This is a genomic window from Staphylococcus sp. HMSC067F07 (assembly GCF_001837405.1).
Classification (GTDB): Bacteria; Bacillota; Bacilli; order Staphylococcales; family Staphylococcaceae; genus Staphylococcus; species Staphylococcus capitis.
The window spans coordinates 1-16,887 of sequence record NZ_KV832209.1 but is presented as its reverse complement, the minus strand read 5'-3'; the positions used below and the strand labels follow the sequence as shown (position 1 = coordinate 16,887).

Genomic DNA, 16,887 nt, shown 5'->3' with positions numbered 1-16,887 from the left:
TTCAAGGTGAATGACATTGATCAAAATAAACATACCGATGTAGATACTTTAAGCAAAGTCACTGAGATATTCAAAGCTTTAAGCGATCTCAACCGTTTACGTATTATGGAATTATTAGAATTTGGAGAAGCAAGTGTAGGACACATTTCACATACATTGAATATGTCTCAATCAAATGTGTCACATCAACTAAAGTTATTGAAAAGTACACACTTGGTTAAATCAAAGCGACAAGGTCAATCTATGATATATTCTTTAGACGACAAGCACGTATCTACATTACTCAAACAAGCCATTCATCATGCTAGTCATCCAAATGAAGGTGGAAGTTAATATGACAAATCACAATCATCAACATCATAGTCACAATCATGCACATGGTCATGTCCATACAAATAATAAGAAAGTACTTTTAATCTCTTTCTTTATTATAGGATTATTTATGTTAGTAGAAATCATCGGTGGATTTATTGCCAATAGCTTGGCCTTACTCTCTGATGGATTTCACATGTTAAGTGACACCATCTCACTTGGCGTAGCACTTATCGCATTTATATATGCGGAAAAGAATGCTACACAAACTAAAACCTATGGCTATAAACGCTTTGAAGTGCTCGCTGCTTTATTCAATGGCGTAACTTTATTTATTATCAGTCTTATGATTATTATCGAAGCTATTCGTAGATTTTTCGCCCCTCCAGAAGTGCAATCTCAAGAGATGTTTATTATAAGCTTAATTGGCTTAATCGTTAATATTGTAGTTGCAGCGTTAATGTTTAGAGGCGGTGATACATCTCATAATTTAAATATGCGTGGCGCCTTTATCCATGTATTAGGTGATCTCTTTGGTTCAATTGGTGCAATCGTAGCAGCATTATTAATTTGGGCGTTTAACTTTACTCTTGCTGATCCTATCGCTAGTATTCTGGTGTCACTAATTATTTTAAAAAGTGCTTACGGTATAGCAAAATCTTCACTAAATATTTTAATGGAAGGTACACCTAGTGATGTAGACCTAGAAGCAGTGATATCTACAATCACTAAAGACGAACGCATTCAAAATGTACATGATTATCATGTTTGGACTATATCAAATGATATGAATGCACTCAGTTGTCACGCAGTTGTTTCAGAGCAATTAACAGTTAAAGAATGTGAAAATCTTTTAGAAACCATTGAACATGATTTATTGCATCAAAATGTTCAACACATGACAATACAACTTGAAACACCTAAACATAAACATGATGATTCAACATTATGTTCAGGTATTCATGAACACATACACACTCATACACATGCCAATAGTCATTAAAAATATCCTCAAGGGCAAGACACTTCCAATGTCTCATCCTTGAGGATATTCAATTATTTACATAAAGTTTTTAAAAATAAAGTCTCTTGCTGGTACTTGTTTTTCAGCAAAACCTTCAATAAATTCTTCTTCATCATAGTCTAGTTTTACACGTTCAACAGAAATGCCTTGTTCATTAATTGTAACAATACCATATACAGTATGAGCTCCGTTATTTAATCCCACTGCACCTGGATTAAAGTAAATTGTAGATTTATCATCAAATAAATGTAAACGATGATTGTGGCCAAATAGTATTAAATCCGCGTCTTTATCTTCAAAAAGCTTAGAAATCTCTTGCTCATCATCACTAGCCATCGGTGCGAAAGGTTGCCCTTCAATTCCTACTTCTAATTTTTCATTAGGAATTTCATAATGAATAAATAAAACCTTTTTACCTTTAATAGTCTTCTCAATGTATCGTGGTAATTGATTTAATTCATCATAATATGATTCATCGAGGTGGCTTTCTATCCATTGATGATGCTCATAAAATTTGCCTTTAAGATCTTCAGGATATTGTGTGTTATTAACTAGTGTCATGATTGCTTCATCATGGTTACCGGCAATCATTTCCATATCATCACGATCAAATACAGTATCTAAAACTTTGTTTGTCTCGTGTCCAATACCTATATTGTCACCAAGATTATAAATTTTATCGATATCTTCTCTACTATCAATATCATCTAACACCTTTTCTAATGCATCATAATTACCATGGATATCAGTAATAACTGCAAATTTCATGATGATATCTCCTTTCAATGTGAATTTACTAGCATATTTTAACACTTCAATACCCTTTTATGTTAGATATTAATTTAAAAAAAATAAGATTTTTGATATTGTATTTATATTACGTTAAAGGAGTGCTTAAAATTTGTTTAGATATTATAAATCGGCATTTAAAAATGCTAAACCGCAACTACTCAAAGCTTTATTATTCGCTTTAATTAGTTTTGCAGTTTGTTTTATTGTTTATCGATTTGCATCAGCATTTATAGCTCAATTTTCTACTCAGATGCAAATGTTACAACAATTCGGACAATCCGTTTCATTAACAATGTACATCCCTATTATTATTATTTATCTTATTTTAGCTTTACTATTTATTTTCCTTGGATATCAACTATTAGCAGGTGCTATTAATGTTATCCAAAAGGCTATGAAGCACGAAAAAATTAAATTTAGTGATTTATTTTTTGCCTTTAAAAAAGGCCGTTATGCAACATCTTTATTATTAGCATTGATCTCAGTTGTTGCTATTATGATTATGTTTATCATTGCATACTTACTAAAATTATTGTACAACGTCACTTTTATTCAATTGTATGCGTGGATACAACAATCAGTAAGTAATGTGGATAATTCAATTGCTATTTTAATTATTTCTCAAATTGTAATTATTTTACTAATGGGATTCATTACTTCAATCGTTTATTGGTTCTTCTTAATCTTCATGATTAATTACACAGTTGCATTTGCAGAAAATCCACATCGAAAAGCAATGAGTAATGTTAAAGAAGGATTTAATGGAATTAAGAATGGTAAGAAAACTTGGTTAAAATTCTTTATTGGTATTTTATTACTTAACCTAGTTGTTCTTATTACAGGTCAACCATTAATTACCCTATTTAGTTATTTAACTAGTCATATGTCACAATCAGTTGCTCAAATTCTTGCATACGTTGTGCTTATTTTAATCATTCTAATTAGAATTGTTATTTACTTTATCATTCTTATGGGTATCATTTATTACTTCATCACACGTGGTGATAAAATTGATAAACCTGGTAAGAAAGCTCGCAAAGGTAAGAAGAATGACAAAGATTCATTAGCTACATCTAAAGACGATAACAAAGGTAAAACATCTAACGTAAAAGAAAAAGTTCAAGATAAAGTGAACGACAATGACTCTAAAGGTGATAATCTTAAAGATAAAGCTGAAAATCAATTTAGCAATCAAAAAGATAACGCTTCTAGTAAGGGTCAAGATTTAAAAGACAAAGCTTCTGAAAAGGTGTCTGACAATAAAGACGACATTACAGATAGAGCTAAAGACACTTTTGACAAGAAATAATAGTTATTAAATAAACTCGCAAGTAACCTATTATCGTTACTTGCGAGTTTTTAATGTTTATATATTTATTTGTCTAATAATCGTGATTTTAAGTATTTAGCTGCCCCATCTTCTTCATTTGTTTCCTCAGTCACTTCATCTGTGATATCTTTAATTTCTTGTCGTGCATTTTTCATTGCAACTGTATATTGCCCAAAGTCGAACATCGCACGATCATTATCACTATCTCCAATGACTAATGTTTCCTCTTGCTGAATACCAAAGTGTTCAATCATTTCTTTAATCCCCGTACCCTTATCGGTATTATACGCCATTGTTTCTGCATTATAACGAGACGAGTTAGAAACACTGATACTTAGCAAAACTTTATTCTGAATAAGTTCATCTCTGAATGTGGTAATTTTATCAAGATTTGGATTAAACAAATAGATTTTAGAATAATCTAAGTCCGGCAACTCGTCACGCCAATCAATTTTATCTTTCATAGCGTCTAGTCTTGAAGTCCATTCACTATGACTTACATTATTGGGTGGCGTTTCACCAGTAATCATGTCACGCATCCATTGATAATCTTCTTTTAAAACGATACGTTGTGCTCCAAAAGGAAATACTTCATAGTAGATATGTTGTTGTTGAGCTAATTTAACAATTTTTTTAACTTGTTCTAAAGATAAGCTGTGTTTAAACAAATTTTGATCCTCGATTTCACCAGTAGTACCATTAGAACTAATAATTCCATCAACTTTAAAACCTTCAGGTACGAGTTGATGTATCTCAGAATATGAACGACCTGTGGCTAGAAATACCTTAAAACCCTTTTCACGTAATTCATCTACCACATCCTTGGTATAGTTAGATGCTTTATTATTTTCATGTAAAATTGTTCCATCCATATCTAGGAATATTGCTTTAACGTTATTCATATTATCCTCCACTCGTTACTTTAATTACTTAAATAAATTGTGTCACTGTTTGATATAAAGTGCAACGACTTTAACTTTAATAAAGCGTTGATATCATATATATAGCTTAGAAACCTTTACCTTTTGTAGAATTAACGAAGATGCATTTCAATTTAAAATACAACATTGATATTGTGAGCTACCGCGACGATATTTTTCGGAATATTCTGTTAAAAATGTTTTTTAAAAAACCAGCAAGGTTTCCCTTAACTGGTTTTAAAAACTAGTTCAATTATTCAACTGTAACTGATTTAGCTAAGTTACGTGGTTTATCAACGTCTAAATCTCTGTGCAATGCAGCATAATATGAAATTAATTGCATAGTAACAACAGAAACTAATGGTGTTAATAACTCATGTACATGAGGGATAACATACGTATCACCATCTTTGTCTAAGCCTTCCATTGAAATGATACAAGGATTAGCACCACGAGCTACAACTTCTTTAATATTACCACGGATAGATAAGTTAACATTCTCTTGAGTTGCTAAACCGATAACTGGCGTACCCTCTTCGATAAGTGCAATTGTACCGTGCTTCAATTCACCACCAGCAAATCCTTCAGCCTGAATATAAGAGATTTCTTTAAGTTTTAATGCACCTTCTAAACTTACATTATAATCAATTGTACGTCCTATAAAGAATGCATTACGAGTTGTTTCTAAGAAATTAGTAGCAATTTCTTCCATTACTGGTGCATCATCAACGATAGTTTCAATAGCAGTTGTTACTTTAGCTAATTCTCTTAATAAGTCGATATCAGCTTCACGACCGTGATTTTTAGCTACGATTTGTGAAAGTATTGATAATACTGCAATTTGAGCTGTATATGCTTTTGTAGATGCTACAGCAATCTCAGGACCTGCATGTAAGAGTAATGTATGATCCGCTTCACGAGATAACGTTGAACCAGCAACATTAGTAATAGTTAATGATTTATGACCTAATTTTTTCGTTTCAACTAGTACGGCACGACTGTCTGCTGTTTCACCTGATTGTGAAATATAGATGAATAATGGTTTTTCAGATAATAAAGGCATATTGTAAACAAATTCTGAAGCAACATGTACTTCTGTTGGCACTCCTGCCCATTTTTCGATGAACTCTTTCCCTACTAAACCGGCATGATAACTTGTACCTGCTGCAATGATGTAAATACGATCTGCATCTGCGACATCTTTGATAATGTCTTTATCAATTTTCAAGTTACCCTCTTCATCTTGATATTCTTGGATAATGCGACGCATAACTGCTGGTTGTTCATGAATTTCTTTCAACATATAGTGATCATAAACACCTTTTTCAGCATCTGAAGCATCGATTTCAGCAGTATAAGATTCACGCTCTTGAACATTACCTTCAGTGTCTTTGATTACCACATCATCGCGTTTAACAATTACGATTTCATGGTCATGAATCTCCTTATATTGGTTAGTAGCTTGTAACATTGCTAATGCATCTGAAGCGATAACATTGAAACCTTCACCCACGCCAACAAGCAATGGAGATTTGTTTTTAGCTACATAAATCGTATCTTTATCTTGCTCATCCAATAAACCTAAAGCATATGAACCATGTAATAAAGTCACAACTTTAGTAAAGGCCTCTTCTGTTGAAAGTCCTTCATTTGAAAAGTGTTCAATTAACTGAACAATCACTTCTGTATCAGTTTCAGAAAGGAATTTAATATCTGATAGGTACTCAGCTTTCAACTCCTCATAGTTTTCAATCACACCATTATGTACTAATGTGAAACGACCTGTTGCTGATTGATGAGGATGAGAGTTTTCATAGTTTGGTACACCATGAGTTGCCCAACGTGTATGACCAATACCTACTGTTCCATCTTGATCACTGTTATCTGCGACTTTACGTAGTTCAGCAATTCTACCTTTTTCTTTAAATACTTTAGTCCCTTGATCATTAACTACAGCAACACCTGCTGAATCATAACCACGATATTCTAATTTTTCTAAACCTTTTAAAAGTAATTCCTTAGCATTGTCGTATCCAATATAACCAACAATTCCACACATAATCTATTTCCTCCAAAATGAGGGATAGCAAGAGCAATATGATTTGTTATTTTAATTTATATTAATAACCTTCTACCATATCAATGATGTCATACGAGGACATCAAGAAATAAGCGTGTGTAATTGATCATTTTAACACGCTACTCTACGCTTCCCTTAGTAGTATTTTATTTCGGCGATCTTATTAACTTTGTCCACTAAGTTGCCCTAGTGTTTTACTTAATAAGCTAACGAATGAGCCACATCCGGGATAGCATCCGCCGATCTATTCGATCACTATCCTCCTCGTCTACAAAAGCTATATTATTCTCTATAAAAGTTCTCATAATTAACTTTTAATTTTCAACAATAATATAGTCATTTGCACAGGCGCTATAACTATTTATTTACTTTCTTTCCTCCTTTCCATTAATCATTATTGTACACTGACGATGATTTATTTTGCAAATGATTTAACAATACTTCCTAAAATAAGTTAAAAAACTTATTTTTTTAACCTTTGAAAAAACTTATTAATATAAACTAATTCAAAGTTCTACTATATAATAGTTAGACTTAATCTTGTCACAAATATCATGACAAACTCAATTTTTGTTTATATTGAGAGAAACTAACTACAAGATTTAAACTAAATATAGTCACATACTAATTAAAAAAAGAGGTGTAGAGATGTCACAAACTCAAGAGAAAAAAGGAGTCGGTCGTAAAGTCCAAGCGTTTGGATCATTCTTAAGCAGTATGATTATGCCTAACATTGGTGCATTTATCGCATGGGGTTTTATTGCCGCAATCTTCATTGATAATGGTTGGTTCCCTAACAAAGATTTATCTCAATTAGCTGGACCGATGATTACGTACTTAATTCCATTACTCATCGCATTTAGCGGTGGGCGTTTAATTCATGGTTTACGTGGTGGTATTATTGCAGCTACAGCAACTATGGGGGTTATTGTAGCTTTACCTGAAACACCAATGTTACTTGGTGCCATGATTATGGGGCCACTTGTTGGTTGGTTAATGAAAAAAGTAGACCAATTCGTGCAACCTAGAACACCACAAGGTTTTGAAATGTTATTCAATAACTTTTCTGCAGGTATCTTAGGTTTTATTATGACAATTATTGGTTTTGAAATTTTAGCTCCAATCATGAAATTCATCATGCACATCTTGTCTGTAGCTGTTGAATTCTTAGTTCACCTTCATTTACTACCTATAGTAAGTATTATTGTTGAACCAGCTAAAATTTTATTCTTAAATAACGCGATTAACCATGGTGTATTTACACCACTTGGTACCGACCAAGCAGCACATGCTGGTCAATCTATCTTATTTACTATTGAATCTAACCCTGGACCTGGTCTAGGTATTTTATTGGCCTATATGATTTTCGGAAAAGGAACTGCTAAAGCAACTTCATATGGTGCAGGTATTATCCACTTCCTAGGTGGTATTCATGAAATTTACTTCCCATATGTTTTAATGCGTCCATTACTATTTATTGCAGTTATTTTAGGTGGTATGACGGGCGTTGCAACTTATCAAGCTACTGGCTTCGGTTTCAAAAGTCCAGCGTCCCCAGGTTCATTTATCGTTTACTGCTTAAACGCACCTAGAGGCGAATTCTTACACATGTTACTTGGTGTAGTACTTGCTACATTAGTATCATTTGTCATCGCAGCACTTATTATGAAATTCACTAAAGAACCTAAACAAGATTTAGAATCTGCTACAGCTCAAATGGAAGCGACGAAAGGTAAAAAATCTAACGTTTCATCTAAACTAACGCATTCTGATAAAGAAGCAACTCGTTCAAATGCACAGAATGCGAGCACAGCTGGAACAACAGGTGTTACTACGTCTTCTACAGAAAATGAGAAAGAAAATGATGAAGATAATACTGAACAACTTTTAGATAACTACAATACTGAGAATGTTGATGCACACGATTATAGCGGTGTAAATCATGTTATATTCGCATGTGATGCGGGTATGGGTTCAAGTGCTATGGGTGCAAGTATGCTACGTAATAAATTTAAGAAAGCTGGTATTACTGACGTCAATGTGACTAATACAGCTATTAATCAATTACCTCATGATGCACAACTTGTAATCACGCAAAAAACGCTAACAGATCGTGCCATTAAACAAGTTCCAAATGCTATTCATATTTCAGTGGATAACTTCTTAAATTCACCAAGATATGAAGAGTTATTAAATAATTTAAAGCACGAAGATTAACTTAATTATTTTCAAAAATGGAGGATACCGCCATGTTACTGAGTACACGTGAAAAAGAGATTATTGAAATATTAATCAAGTATCACGGCCAATATGTCACTATATACGACATCGCTCAACAACTAGCGGTGTCCTCTCGTACTATTCATAGAGAGTTAAAACAAATTGAATCGTACTTAAGTACATTTTCAATACAATTAGAGCGAGCCAATAAAAAGGGTATACGATTGTCTGGAGAAGCTAACAATATTAGACGATTGAAGGAAGCAGTTACAACTCAACAAACATTAGATTTATCAATTGAAGAACAAAAAGTAATCATTCTTTATGCTCTTATACAAACTAAACACGCAATAAAACAATTTAGTTTAGCACACGAAATTGGTGTTTCAATTCAAGCTCTAGCTAAACTTTTAGATGATTTAGAAGAAGAATTATTATCTTATCAACTGTCACTTTCAAGAAAACGTGGCGAAGGTGTCTACTTAAAGGGTCCTGAGTCTAAAAAAAGAGAATTTCTTAGTCAACTTATGGTAAATAACTTAAATAGTACAAGCGTTTATTCTGTAATTGAAAATCACTTTGTTTACCAATCTTTGAATCATTCTCAACAATCTCTCGTAGATTTAGATAGAATATTTAAAATTGAACGTATATTGATGGACTATTTAGGTCAACTGCCCTATACCCTAACAGAATCTAGTTATTTAACTTTGACGATTCACATTGTGTTAAGTATTACACGTATGCAAAATGGTGAATACGTCTCACTAAATAAAGATATATATGAAACAGTTAAAGATACCTTCGAGCATGAAGTTGCAACAGAAATTGCTAAACGTCTTGAAGAAATATATAACGTTGAGTTTAACCAAGCTGAAATCACTTTTATAACAATTCATTTGCGTGGTGCTAAACGTAAAGGTACAAAGGATTCTAATTCTGAGGAAGATAATAGTAGTAAAAAGATTCGTCAATTTGTTAATACAGTTACACGAATATCAGGACAACATTTTAAAGATAAGGAAAACTTAATCGAGGGGTTAACATTGCATATTAATCCTGCAATTAATCGTTTGAAATCTAACATTGAAACCTACAATCCTTTAACTGAAATGATTAAATTTAAATATCCACGTCTTTTTGAAACGATTCATAAAGCATTGCATATGGTGTGGTCTGATTTAATTTTTCCTGAAAGTGAGATTGCTTTTATAGTGCTTCACTTTGGTGGATCCATTAAAAATCAGGGAAATCGCTTTTTAAATATCCTAGTCGTATGTAGCAGTGGCATTGGAACAAGTCGTTTATTAGCCAATCGTCTTGAGCAAGTCTTTAGTGAAATTGAAAGAATTACTCAAGCTTCTGTAAGCGACTTGAATGTATTAGATTTAAATAACTACGACGGAATTATTTCGACTGTAAATTTAGATATCGAAGCCCCATTTCTAATTGTTAATCCATTATTACCAGAACATGAAGTGTCTTATGTAGCTTCTTTTCTAAGTACGAATTCAAATCAAACTCTTCTAGCTGAAAATGATAACTCAAATACCTTTACAAATCCTGAAGAAACAATTCAAGATATGCGCATAGGTTTAGAGGTATTAGATTCAGTGAAAATAGAATATAAATTAGTAGATAATTGGAAGCAATATTTAGAAACTTACTTATTAAATGAAAATATAATTGAGGACAGGCAATCATTCGCTGATTTACTGCAATCAAAGTTTGAACAAAATCCTAATTGGGTGTTACATACTTATCCGGTAGCAATCCCACATTTAAAAGATAACATGTTCAAAAAACCTTCCATACTTATTACTATTTTGGAAGAACCGATACAATTGCAACGTAATCAAAATGATTTAAATTCAGTTCATTATTTGATAAGTATGTTTATTCCAGATAATCAAAAAATGGCTCAATTCGTAAGTGCCCTCTCAGAGGCGGTAAGCGAGCATTTGAATGACATCGAAGAATTTATGCAAAATCCATATGAATTTAAAACTATTTTAAGAAACAAATTATTAAATCAAATGAAAAATCAATTACAATAGGAGTGTTTTAAATGAGTGAATTATTTAGTAATGACAATATCTTTTTAAATGTATCAGCATCTGATCAAAATGATGCAATCGAAAAAGCAGGACAAGTTTTAGTTGATAGTGGTGCTGTAACACCAAACTATATCGAAGCTATGAAAGACCGTGAAAACGTAGTATCAACTTTCATGGGTAATGCATTAGCAATTCCTCACGGCACTGAAGAAGCTAAAGGTAATGTGATTCGTTCAGGTTTAAGCTTATTACAAATTCCTGAAGGTGTTGACTGGAATGGCGAAGAAGTAAAAGTCGTAGTTGGCATTGCAGGTAAAGATGGCGATCATTTAGATTTACTCTCTAAAATTGCAATTACTTTTAGTGAAGAAGAAAATGTTGATCGCATCGTAAATGCTACATCTGCAGATGAAATTAAACAAGTATTCGAGGAGGCTGACGCATAATGAAAGCAGTTCATTTTGGTGCCGGCAATATCGGCAGAGGTTTTATTGGATATATATTAGCTGACAATAACATTAAAGTTACCTTTGCAGATGTAAATGAAGATATAATTAATGCACTGGATAGTGAACATCAATACGATGTTATTTTAGCTGATGAAGCTAAAACAACAACTCGAGTGAATAATGTAGATGCTATTAATTCAGCTAAACCCTCAGATCAACTTAAAGAAGCAATACTTGAAGCAGATTTAATCACAACGGCTGTTGGAGTAAATATTTTACCAATTATTGCTAAATCATTTGCTCCATATTTAAAAGAAAAGAAAAATCATGTAAATATTGTTGCTTGTGAAAATGCTATTATGGCCACAGATACTTTGAAAAAAGCCATTCTGGATATTACTGGGCCATTAGCTGACAATATCCATTTTGCAAATTCAGCAGTGGATAGAATTGTGCCATTACAAAAAAATGAAAATATATTAGACGTCATGGTAGAACCTTTCTTTGAATGGGTTATCGAAAAAGATGCTTGGTACGGTAAAGAATTAGAACATATTAAATATGTAGATGACTTAACACCATATATAGAAAGAAAATTGTTAACAGTTAATACAGGACATGCATTTTTAGCTTACGCTGGTCATTTTGAAAATAAAGCTACTATTTTAGATTCTATCGAAGATAAACAAATAGAAGCAGGCCTTCGCCAAGCTCTTAGTGAAACGAGTCAATATATCACAGATCAATTTGATTTCTCTAAAAATGAACAAAAGCAATACGTTGAGAAAATTATTGATCGTTTCAATAATCCTAATCTATCTGATGAAGTTACACGTGTTGGTCGAGGAACAATACGTAAAATAGGTCCTAAAGATCGTATTATCAAACCATTAACTTATTTATATAATAAAGGTTTAGAACGTGAAGGTTTAGTTAAAGCAGCTGCTCTTCTTCTTGCATACGATGACAATGCTGATCAAGAAACAGTAGAAAAAAATAACTATATTAAAGAACATGGTGCTAAGGCCTTCTTAAAAACATATGCCAAAGTTGACGATCAATTAGCTGATGAAATTGTTAAAGAATTAGAATTATTACAGAAAAAGTAAATGATATAAAAAACACCTTCGAAAGAAGAAAGATTCTTTCGAAGGTGTTTTAATTTATTAATAAGGAATATAAGAATAACTTATTCGTTACGCATTATCTAATCCCATTTTATCTTGAACAACATCTGCAATCTCTTGAGCAAAACGTTGAGCGTCTTCATTAGTGGTTGCTTCCACCATAACTCTTACTAAAGGTTCTGTACCTGAAGGGCGAACTAAAATTCTACCTTCCCCATTCATTTCAGTTTCAACTTTAGTCATCACTTCTTGTACATGAATATTCTCTTCTACTCGATATTTATCAGTTACTTTAACATTGATAAGAGATTGAGGATATTTTTTCATTTGTGATGCTAATTCACTTAGTGATTTACCGCTCATTTTAATTACAGAAGCAAGCTGAACACCTGTAAGTAATCCATCACCCGTTGTATTATAATCCATCATCACAATATGACCAGATTGCTCGCCACCAAGATTATAGTTACCTCTTCTCATTTCTTCGACAACGTAACGATCTCCTACTTTTGTTTTGTTAGATTGAATACCTTCATTTTCTAATGCTTTATAAAAACCGAGATTACTCATAACTGTTGAGACAATCATATCATTGTTTAATTCATGGTTTTTATGCATTTCTTGACCAATTATAAACATGATTTGGTCTCCATCAACAATTTGACCATTTTCATCTACAGCAATAATTCTATCTCCATCGCCATCAAAGGCTAAACCAAAATCACTTTCAGTCTCTAAGACAGTTTCCGCTAATTTCTCAGGATGTGTAGAACCACATTGTTCATTAATATTATATCCATCCGGATTACATCCAATTGTTTCAGTATCAGCTTCTAAATCACCAAATAAGAACGGTGCTAGTGATGATGTAGAACCATTAGCTCCATCTAAAGCAATTTTAAGTCCTTCAAAATTAACATCTACAGTTGATTTTAAATAGCTTAGATATTTTTGAGCACCTTCAAAATAATCTGAATAATGTACAATGTCTTCACCGATAGGACGAGGTAATTCAGGATTATCTTGATCTAACAATTCTTCGATTTCATTTTCTTGATCATCAGATAATTTAAAACCATCTGAACCAAAGAATTTTATGCCGTTATCTGCAACTGGGTTGTGAGAAGCTGAAATCATAACACCTAAAGCAGCTTCCATTTCTTTAGTTAAATAAGCTACACCTGGTGTTGAAATAATACCTAAACGCATGACTTCAGCGCCAATAGAGATAAGACCTGCGATTAAGGCTGATTCAAGCATTTCACCTGAAACACGCGTATCTCTACCCACTAGTACTTTTGGATGCTTCTCCCCTTTATTATGTGCTAAAACATATCCACCATATCTACCCAATTTAAAAGCTAATTCAGGTGTAAGCTCTTGGTTGGCAATGCCTCGAACACCATCAGTACCAAAATATTTTCCCATTTTTAAACTCTCCTTTATATCTAACAATTATTTAACGTTTATATATGCTTTCGTTTCCTTAGGACTTACTTTTGTAACATTGTCTGGCAAGTCAAATTTTACTGTTTTCTCAGTTGATTCTGATACGCCATCTAAATCAACTTCAGCTGTTACTTCATTGATGCTTTGTAAATCGTCTCTACTACCGTAAATCTCAACTTCTTTATCGTTTAATTTGATATTATCTAATTCTCTATCATTATCTAGTTTACCCGTTGATTTAGTACGAACTTTTACTTTTTTACTATAAGGTTCAACTGCAACTTTTAAATCTACTTCACTAGGATTAATTGAGACATTTAATTTATTTAATTCTTTATCAAATGCATTGACTTCAGCTACATCATTTGTATCTTTTGAAATTTTACTAGCCTTTTTAAATGTAGCTTTTAAATAAGCAATTTTTTTAAGCTGTTGCTCCCCACCTGTCACTTTAACAGTTTCAGGAGAAATGCTTTGTTTACTTACTTTATACTTTGCATCAATATCACTTTGACTTACATCAGGTTGAACATGCATTTTTTTAGTAATCTTTTTCTCTAGATGAACATCTGCGCTTTTAGGTTTTACACTGTAGCTTACATCGTCATCTATACCTTTAACCTGAAATTTCTTGTGATACTCTCCAGCTTTTTTATCGGATAAATCAATTGTTACTTTAAGGTCTTCTGGATTTTCAATTTTAATTAACTTTGATTGGGGGCCTGATAAATTAACATCGACATTATCAGGCGCTTTCGTAACATGTAAATCTTTATTATTGTAAATTACATCTACAGGTACATCCTGAATTGTTTTAGTGGATTTCTGTGATATATCGTCTGTATTAAACACATTTCCAAATACATTATTAACTGATAAAAAGAAAAATATAGCTAGGATTAACGCTACAAATCTTAATCCCCACTTACTTTCTAACATTTTAATTCACACCTTTCTTTTGAAAGTGTGCGCCAAACCAATGTTCAGCAAGTAATTCTTCGAAAACTTCATTAGATATATCTCTTCTAAGTTTACCATCAAAAGTTACAGATATATCTCCAGTTTCTTCTGAAACTACAACTGTAAAAGCATCAGATACCTCTGAAATCCCAACTGCTGCTCTATGTCTTGTTCCTAAACTTTTAGATATTTTAACACTGTCTGATAAAGGTAAATAACTCGCTGCTACAGCTATTTTACTACCTTGAATAATCATCGCACCATCATGTAATGGTGTGTTTGGAATAAAGACGTTTGTCAATAACTCTTGAGAAATATCTGAGTTCATTGGAATACCAGTTTCTATGTAGTCTTGTAATCCTGTTTCTTTTTCAAAAACAATAAGTGCACCTATTCGTCTTTTAGCCATATACTGAACAGCTTTAGAAACAGATTGTATTAATTTCTCTTCATCACGACTATAAGTGTTGGTATAACGTTTTAAAAAGCTACCTCTACCTAATTGTTCTAATGCTCTTCGTATTTCAGGTTGGAAAATAACAATTAGTGCAAGTACTCCCCACTGAATAACGATATCAAATAATTTAGAGGTTGCTGTTAAATTAAGCATCTTACTGACTTGTTGGCCGATAACAATTACGACAATCCCTTTTAGTAATTGAATCGCTTTAGTGCCTTTAAAAACTGTTATGAGAAGATAAAGTACATACCAAACAATCAGTAAATCAAGTACACTAGTAATAATTTTTAATGTACTAAGATTTTGAAAAAAGTTGGAAAAATCCATAACATCTCCTCCGGGTAATATTTTTCCATATTAATTATTATACCAATCATTGTTAATAGTGTCATATGAACAAAGACTAAAAAATAAAAAAACTTACACAGTATATACCATGTAAGTCGTGCTTTCACAATTTTATTTATAGAAGTGTTTCACCAAAGAAAGTACCTAATAGCGCAACAGCTTGTTCAGCAGTATGATTCGAATTGTCAATAAGAGGATTAACCTCAACTATATCCATTGAAGTAACTAATTTTGATTCATTTAACAATTCGAGTGCAAAGTGACTTTCCCTATAGCTCAAACCACCCATTACTCTTGTACCCGTTCCAGGAGTTTCAGCGGGATCTAAAGCATCAACGTCTAGTGAGAAATGAAGGCCATCTATATTTCTAGATTTTAGATACTCAAGAGATCTTTCAATCACCTCTTGTATTCCGAACCGGTCGATATCCGCCATAGTAAAAGTTTTAATATTCTTATCCTTTATGTATTTCCTTTCACCTTCATCTAAATCCCTCATACCAATTAATACGATATTTTCAGGTTTAACTTTAGGCGTAAAATCATTTATATTGACAAGTTCATCTGGTCCATCACCTGCTAATATTCTTAAAGGCATACCGTGAACATTACCAGAAGGAGATTCTTCAGGTACATTTAAGTCACCATGAGCATCGTACCAAATGACACCTAGATTTTCGTAATGTTGACTAATACCTGAAATCGAACCAACAGCTATTGAATGATCGCCACCAAGTGTAAGTGGAAAGTTTCCTTTCTCTACTATTTCTGATGTAGCTTTGCTAAGATTTTCAGAAACAGTTACTATTTCATCATAGTTCCTTAACCCTTCTTGATCAGAGTTAAATTTCTGTACATCTAATGTTGGTACTTCTATATTACCTTTATCTATAACATCAAGTCCCATTTTTTTAAGACGTGACAATAATCCTGCATAACGAATTGCATCTGGTCCTAAGTTTACACCAAGTTTCTTTTGACCGAATGTGGAAGGTGCACCAATAATTTCAATACGTTGATTCATGACAATACCCCTTTCATTTACATAGATTCAGAATAATGTATACGCTTGCATTTTTCAAGAAGTATTGTAGTTATATTTATTTAAATCAAATAATAAAAAAACACCTTCAATAATGAAGGTGTTTAAAAGTGAGCCATAGAGGATTCGAACCTCTGACCCTCTGATTAAAAGTCAGATGCTCTACCAACTGAGCTAATGGCTCAAAAGATGGTGCCGGCCAGAGGACTTGAACCCCCAACCTACTGATTACAAGTCAGTTGCTCTACCAATTGAGCTAGGCCGGCAAATTTAATTGTTATAAATGGTGGAGAATGACGGGTTCGAACCGCCGACCC

At 32.8% G+C, this 16,887-nt stretch carries 14 protein-coding genes and 2 tRNA genes; 7 read left to right on the top strand and 9 right to left on the bottom strand.

Features of this window, described 5'->3' with window-relative positions:
* The first annotated feature begins 15 nt into the window (after positions 1 to 15).
* On the top strand, positions 16 to 333 hold the full coding sequence (locus HMPREF2706_RS00375; RefSeq protein ID WP_030062749.1) for an ArsR/SmtB family transcription factor: 318 nt from the start codon (positions 16 to 18) through the stop codon (positions 331 to 333).
* Position 334: 1 nt separating this feature from the next.
* Positions 335 to 1,315 (top strand): CDF family zinc efflux transporter CzrB, encoded by a 981-nt coding sequence (gene czrB, locus HMPREF2706_RS00370; RefSeq protein WP_049427239.1) that lies wholly within the window; start codon positions 335 to 337, stop codon positions 1,313 to 1,315.
* Positions 1,316 to 1,372: 57 nt separating this feature from the next.
* Here czrB and HMPREF2706_RS00365 read toward each other — a convergent pair whose 3' ends face one another.
* Positions 1,373 to 2,104 carry a metallophosphoesterase family protein gene (locus HMPREF2706_RS00365; protein WP_002453743.1) on the bottom strand — a complete coding sequence of 244 codons (732 nt, stop codon included), beginning with the start codon at positions 2,102 to 2,104 and terminating at the stop codon, positions 1,373 to 1,375.
* Positions 2,105 to 2,237: 133 nt separating this feature from the next.
* Here HMPREF2706_RS00365 and HMPREF2706_RS00360 point away from each other — a divergent pair, with 133 nt between their 5' ends.
* Entirely contained in the window at positions 2,238 to 3,437 is a 1,200-nt protein-coding gene (locus tag HMPREF2706_RS00360) for a hypothetical protein (protein ID WP_064212370.1), read from the top strand.
* 65 nt (positions 3,438 to 3,502) lie between these two features.
* Here the strand turns inward: HMPREF2706_RS00360 and HMPREF2706_RS00355 are convergent, their stop codons facing one another.
* Complete coding sequence (locus tag HMPREF2706_RS00355; RefSeq protein ID WP_002453745.1) at positions 3,503 to 4,360, bottom strand: Cof-type HAD-IIB family hydrolase; 858 nt, start codon at positions 4,358 to 4,360, stop codon at positions 3,503 to 3,505.
* A gap of 271 nt (positions 4,361 to 4,631) precedes the next feature.
* Positions 4,632 to 6,437: a glutamine--fructose-6-phosphate transaminase (isomerizing) gene (glmS, locus tag HMPREF2706_RS00350; RefSeq protein WP_037551327.1), complete on the bottom strand. Its 1,806-nt coding sequence runs from the start codon at positions 6,435 to 6,437 to the stop codon at positions 4,632 to 4,634.
* 669 nt (positions 6,438 to 7,106) lie between these two features.
* Between glmS and HMPREF2706_RS00345 the strand changes: the two genes are divergently transcribed.
* From HMPREF2706_RS00345 to HMPREF2706_RS00330, 4 genes are read left to right on the top strand one after another with little or no spacing between them, the layout of a single operon-like run.
* Positions 7,107 to 8,675 (top strand): PTS mannitol transporter subunit IIBC, encoded by a 1,569-nt coding sequence (locus HMPREF2706_RS00345; RefSeq protein ID WP_049427232.1) that lies wholly within the window; start codon positions 7,107 to 7,109, stop codon positions 8,673 to 8,675.
* A gap of 32 nt (positions 8,676 to 8,707) precedes the next feature.
* A complete protein-coding gene (locus HMPREF2706_RS00340) occupies positions 8,708 to 10,735 on the top strand; it encodes a BglG family transcription antiterminator (protein WP_070862093.1) in 2,028 nt (675 codons plus the stop codon).
* A gap of 11 nt (positions 10,736 to 10,746) precedes the next feature.
* Positions 10,747 to 11,181 carry a PTS mannitol transporter subunit IIA gene (locus HMPREF2706_RS00335; protein WP_002435784.1) on the top strand — a complete coding sequence of 145 codons (435 nt, stop codon included), beginning with the start codon at positions 10,747 to 10,749 and terminating at the stop codon, positions 11,179 to 11,181.
* Positions 11,181 to 12,293, top strand: a complete 1,113-nt coding sequence (locus HMPREF2706_RS00330; RefSeq protein WP_002453750.1) for a mannitol-1-phosphate 5-dehydrogenase — start codon at positions 11,181 to 11,183, stop codon at positions 12,291 to 12,293. The genes HMPREF2706_RS00335 and HMPREF2706_RS00330 overlap by 1 nt, the downstream gene beginning before the upstream one ends.
* A gap of 87 nt (positions 12,294 to 12,380) precedes the next feature.
* On the opposite strand, the gene glmM is transcribed toward HMPREF2706_RS00330, so the two are convergent.
* The 6 genes from glmM to HMPREF2706_RS00300 form a co-directional block, all read right to left on the bottom strand.
* Positions 12,381 to 13,739 (bottom strand): phosphoglucosamine mutase, encoded by a 1,359-nt coding sequence (gene glmM, locus HMPREF2706_RS00325; protein ID WP_049427228.1) that lies wholly within the window; start codon positions 13,737 to 13,739, stop codon positions 12,381 to 12,383.
* A 27-nt stretch (positions 13,740 to 13,766) separates the two neighbouring features.
* Entirely contained in the window at positions 13,767 to 14,699 is a 933-nt protein-coding gene (locus tag HMPREF2706_RS00320; RefSeq protein ID WP_023351328.1) for a CdaR family protein, read from the bottom strand.
* 1 nt (position 14,700) lies between these two features.
* Entirely contained in the window at positions 14,701 to 15,507 is an 807-nt protein-coding gene (cdaA, locus tag HMPREF2706_RS00315; protein WP_002435856.1) for a diadenylate cyclase CdaA, read from the bottom strand.
* Between the two features lie 136 nt (positions 15,508 to 15,643).
* On the bottom strand, positions 15,644 to 16,552 hold the full coding sequence (gene rocF / locus HMPREF2706_RS00310; protein ID WP_070862092.1) for an arginase: 909 nt from the start codon (positions 16,550 to 16,552) through the stop codon (positions 15,644 to 15,646).
* 129 nt (positions 16,553 to 16,681) lie between these two features.
* A tRNA-Lys gene (locus HMPREF2706_RS00305) sits at positions 16,682 to 16,754 on the bottom strand.
* Between the two features lie 6 nt (positions 16,755 to 16,760).
* Positions 16,761 to 16,836, bottom strand: a tRNA-Thr gene (locus HMPREF2706_RS00300).
* Between the last annotated feature and the right edge of the window lie 51 nt (positions 16,837 to 16,887).

What these genes read in the sequence shown, in the direction of transcription:
- HMPREF2706_RS00330 (WP_002453750.1), top strand. Translation starts at nt 11,181, where the DNA reads ATGAAAGCAGTTCATTTTGGTGCCGGCAATATCGGCAGAGGTTTTATT.
- HMPREF2706_RS00340 (WP_070862093.1), top strand. Translation starts at nt 8,708, where the DNA reads ATGTTACTGAGTACACGTGAAAAAGAGATTATTGAAATATTAATCAAG.
- cdaA (WP_002435856.1), bottom strand. Translation starts at nt 15,507, where the DNA reads ATGGATTTTTCCAACTTTTTTCAAAATCTTAGTACATTAAAAATTATT.
- rocF (WP_070862092.1), bottom strand. Translation starts at nt 16,552, where the DNA reads ATGAATCAACGTATTGAAATTATTGGTGCACCTTCCACATTCGGTCAA.
- glmM (WP_049427228.1), bottom strand. Translation starts at nt 13,739, where the DNA reads ATGGGAAAATATTTTGGTACTGATGGTGTTCGAGGCATTGCCAACCAA.
- czrB (WP_049427239.1), top strand. Translation starts at nt 335, where the DNA reads ATGACAAATCACAATCATCAACATCATAGTCACAATCATGCACATGGT.
- HMPREF2706_RS00365 (WP_002453743.1), bottom strand. Translation starts at nt 2,104, where the DNA reads ATGAAATTTGCAGTTATTACTGATATCCATGGTAATTATGATGCATTA.
- HMPREF2706_RS00320 (WP_023351328.1), bottom strand. Translation starts at nt 14,699, where the DNA reads ATGTTAGAAAGTAAGTGGGGATTAAGATTTGTAGCGTTAATCCTAGCT.
- HMPREF2706_RS00355 (WP_002453745.1), bottom strand. Translation starts at nt 4,360, where the DNA reads ATGAATAACGTTAAAGCAATATTCCTAGATATGGATGGAACAATTTTA.
- glmS (WP_037551327.1), bottom strand. Translation starts at nt 6,437, where the DNA reads ATGTGTGGAATTGTTGGTTATATTGGATACGACAATGCTAAGGAATTA.
- HMPREF2706_RS00335 (WP_002435784.1), top strand. Translation starts at nt 10,747, where the DNA reads ATGAGTGAATTATTTAGTAATGACAATATCTTTTTAAATGTATCAGCA.
- HMPREF2706_RS00345 (WP_049427232.1), top strand. Translation starts at nt 7,107, where the DNA reads ATGTCACAAACTCAAGAGAAAAAAGGAGTCGGTCGTAAAGTCCAAGCG.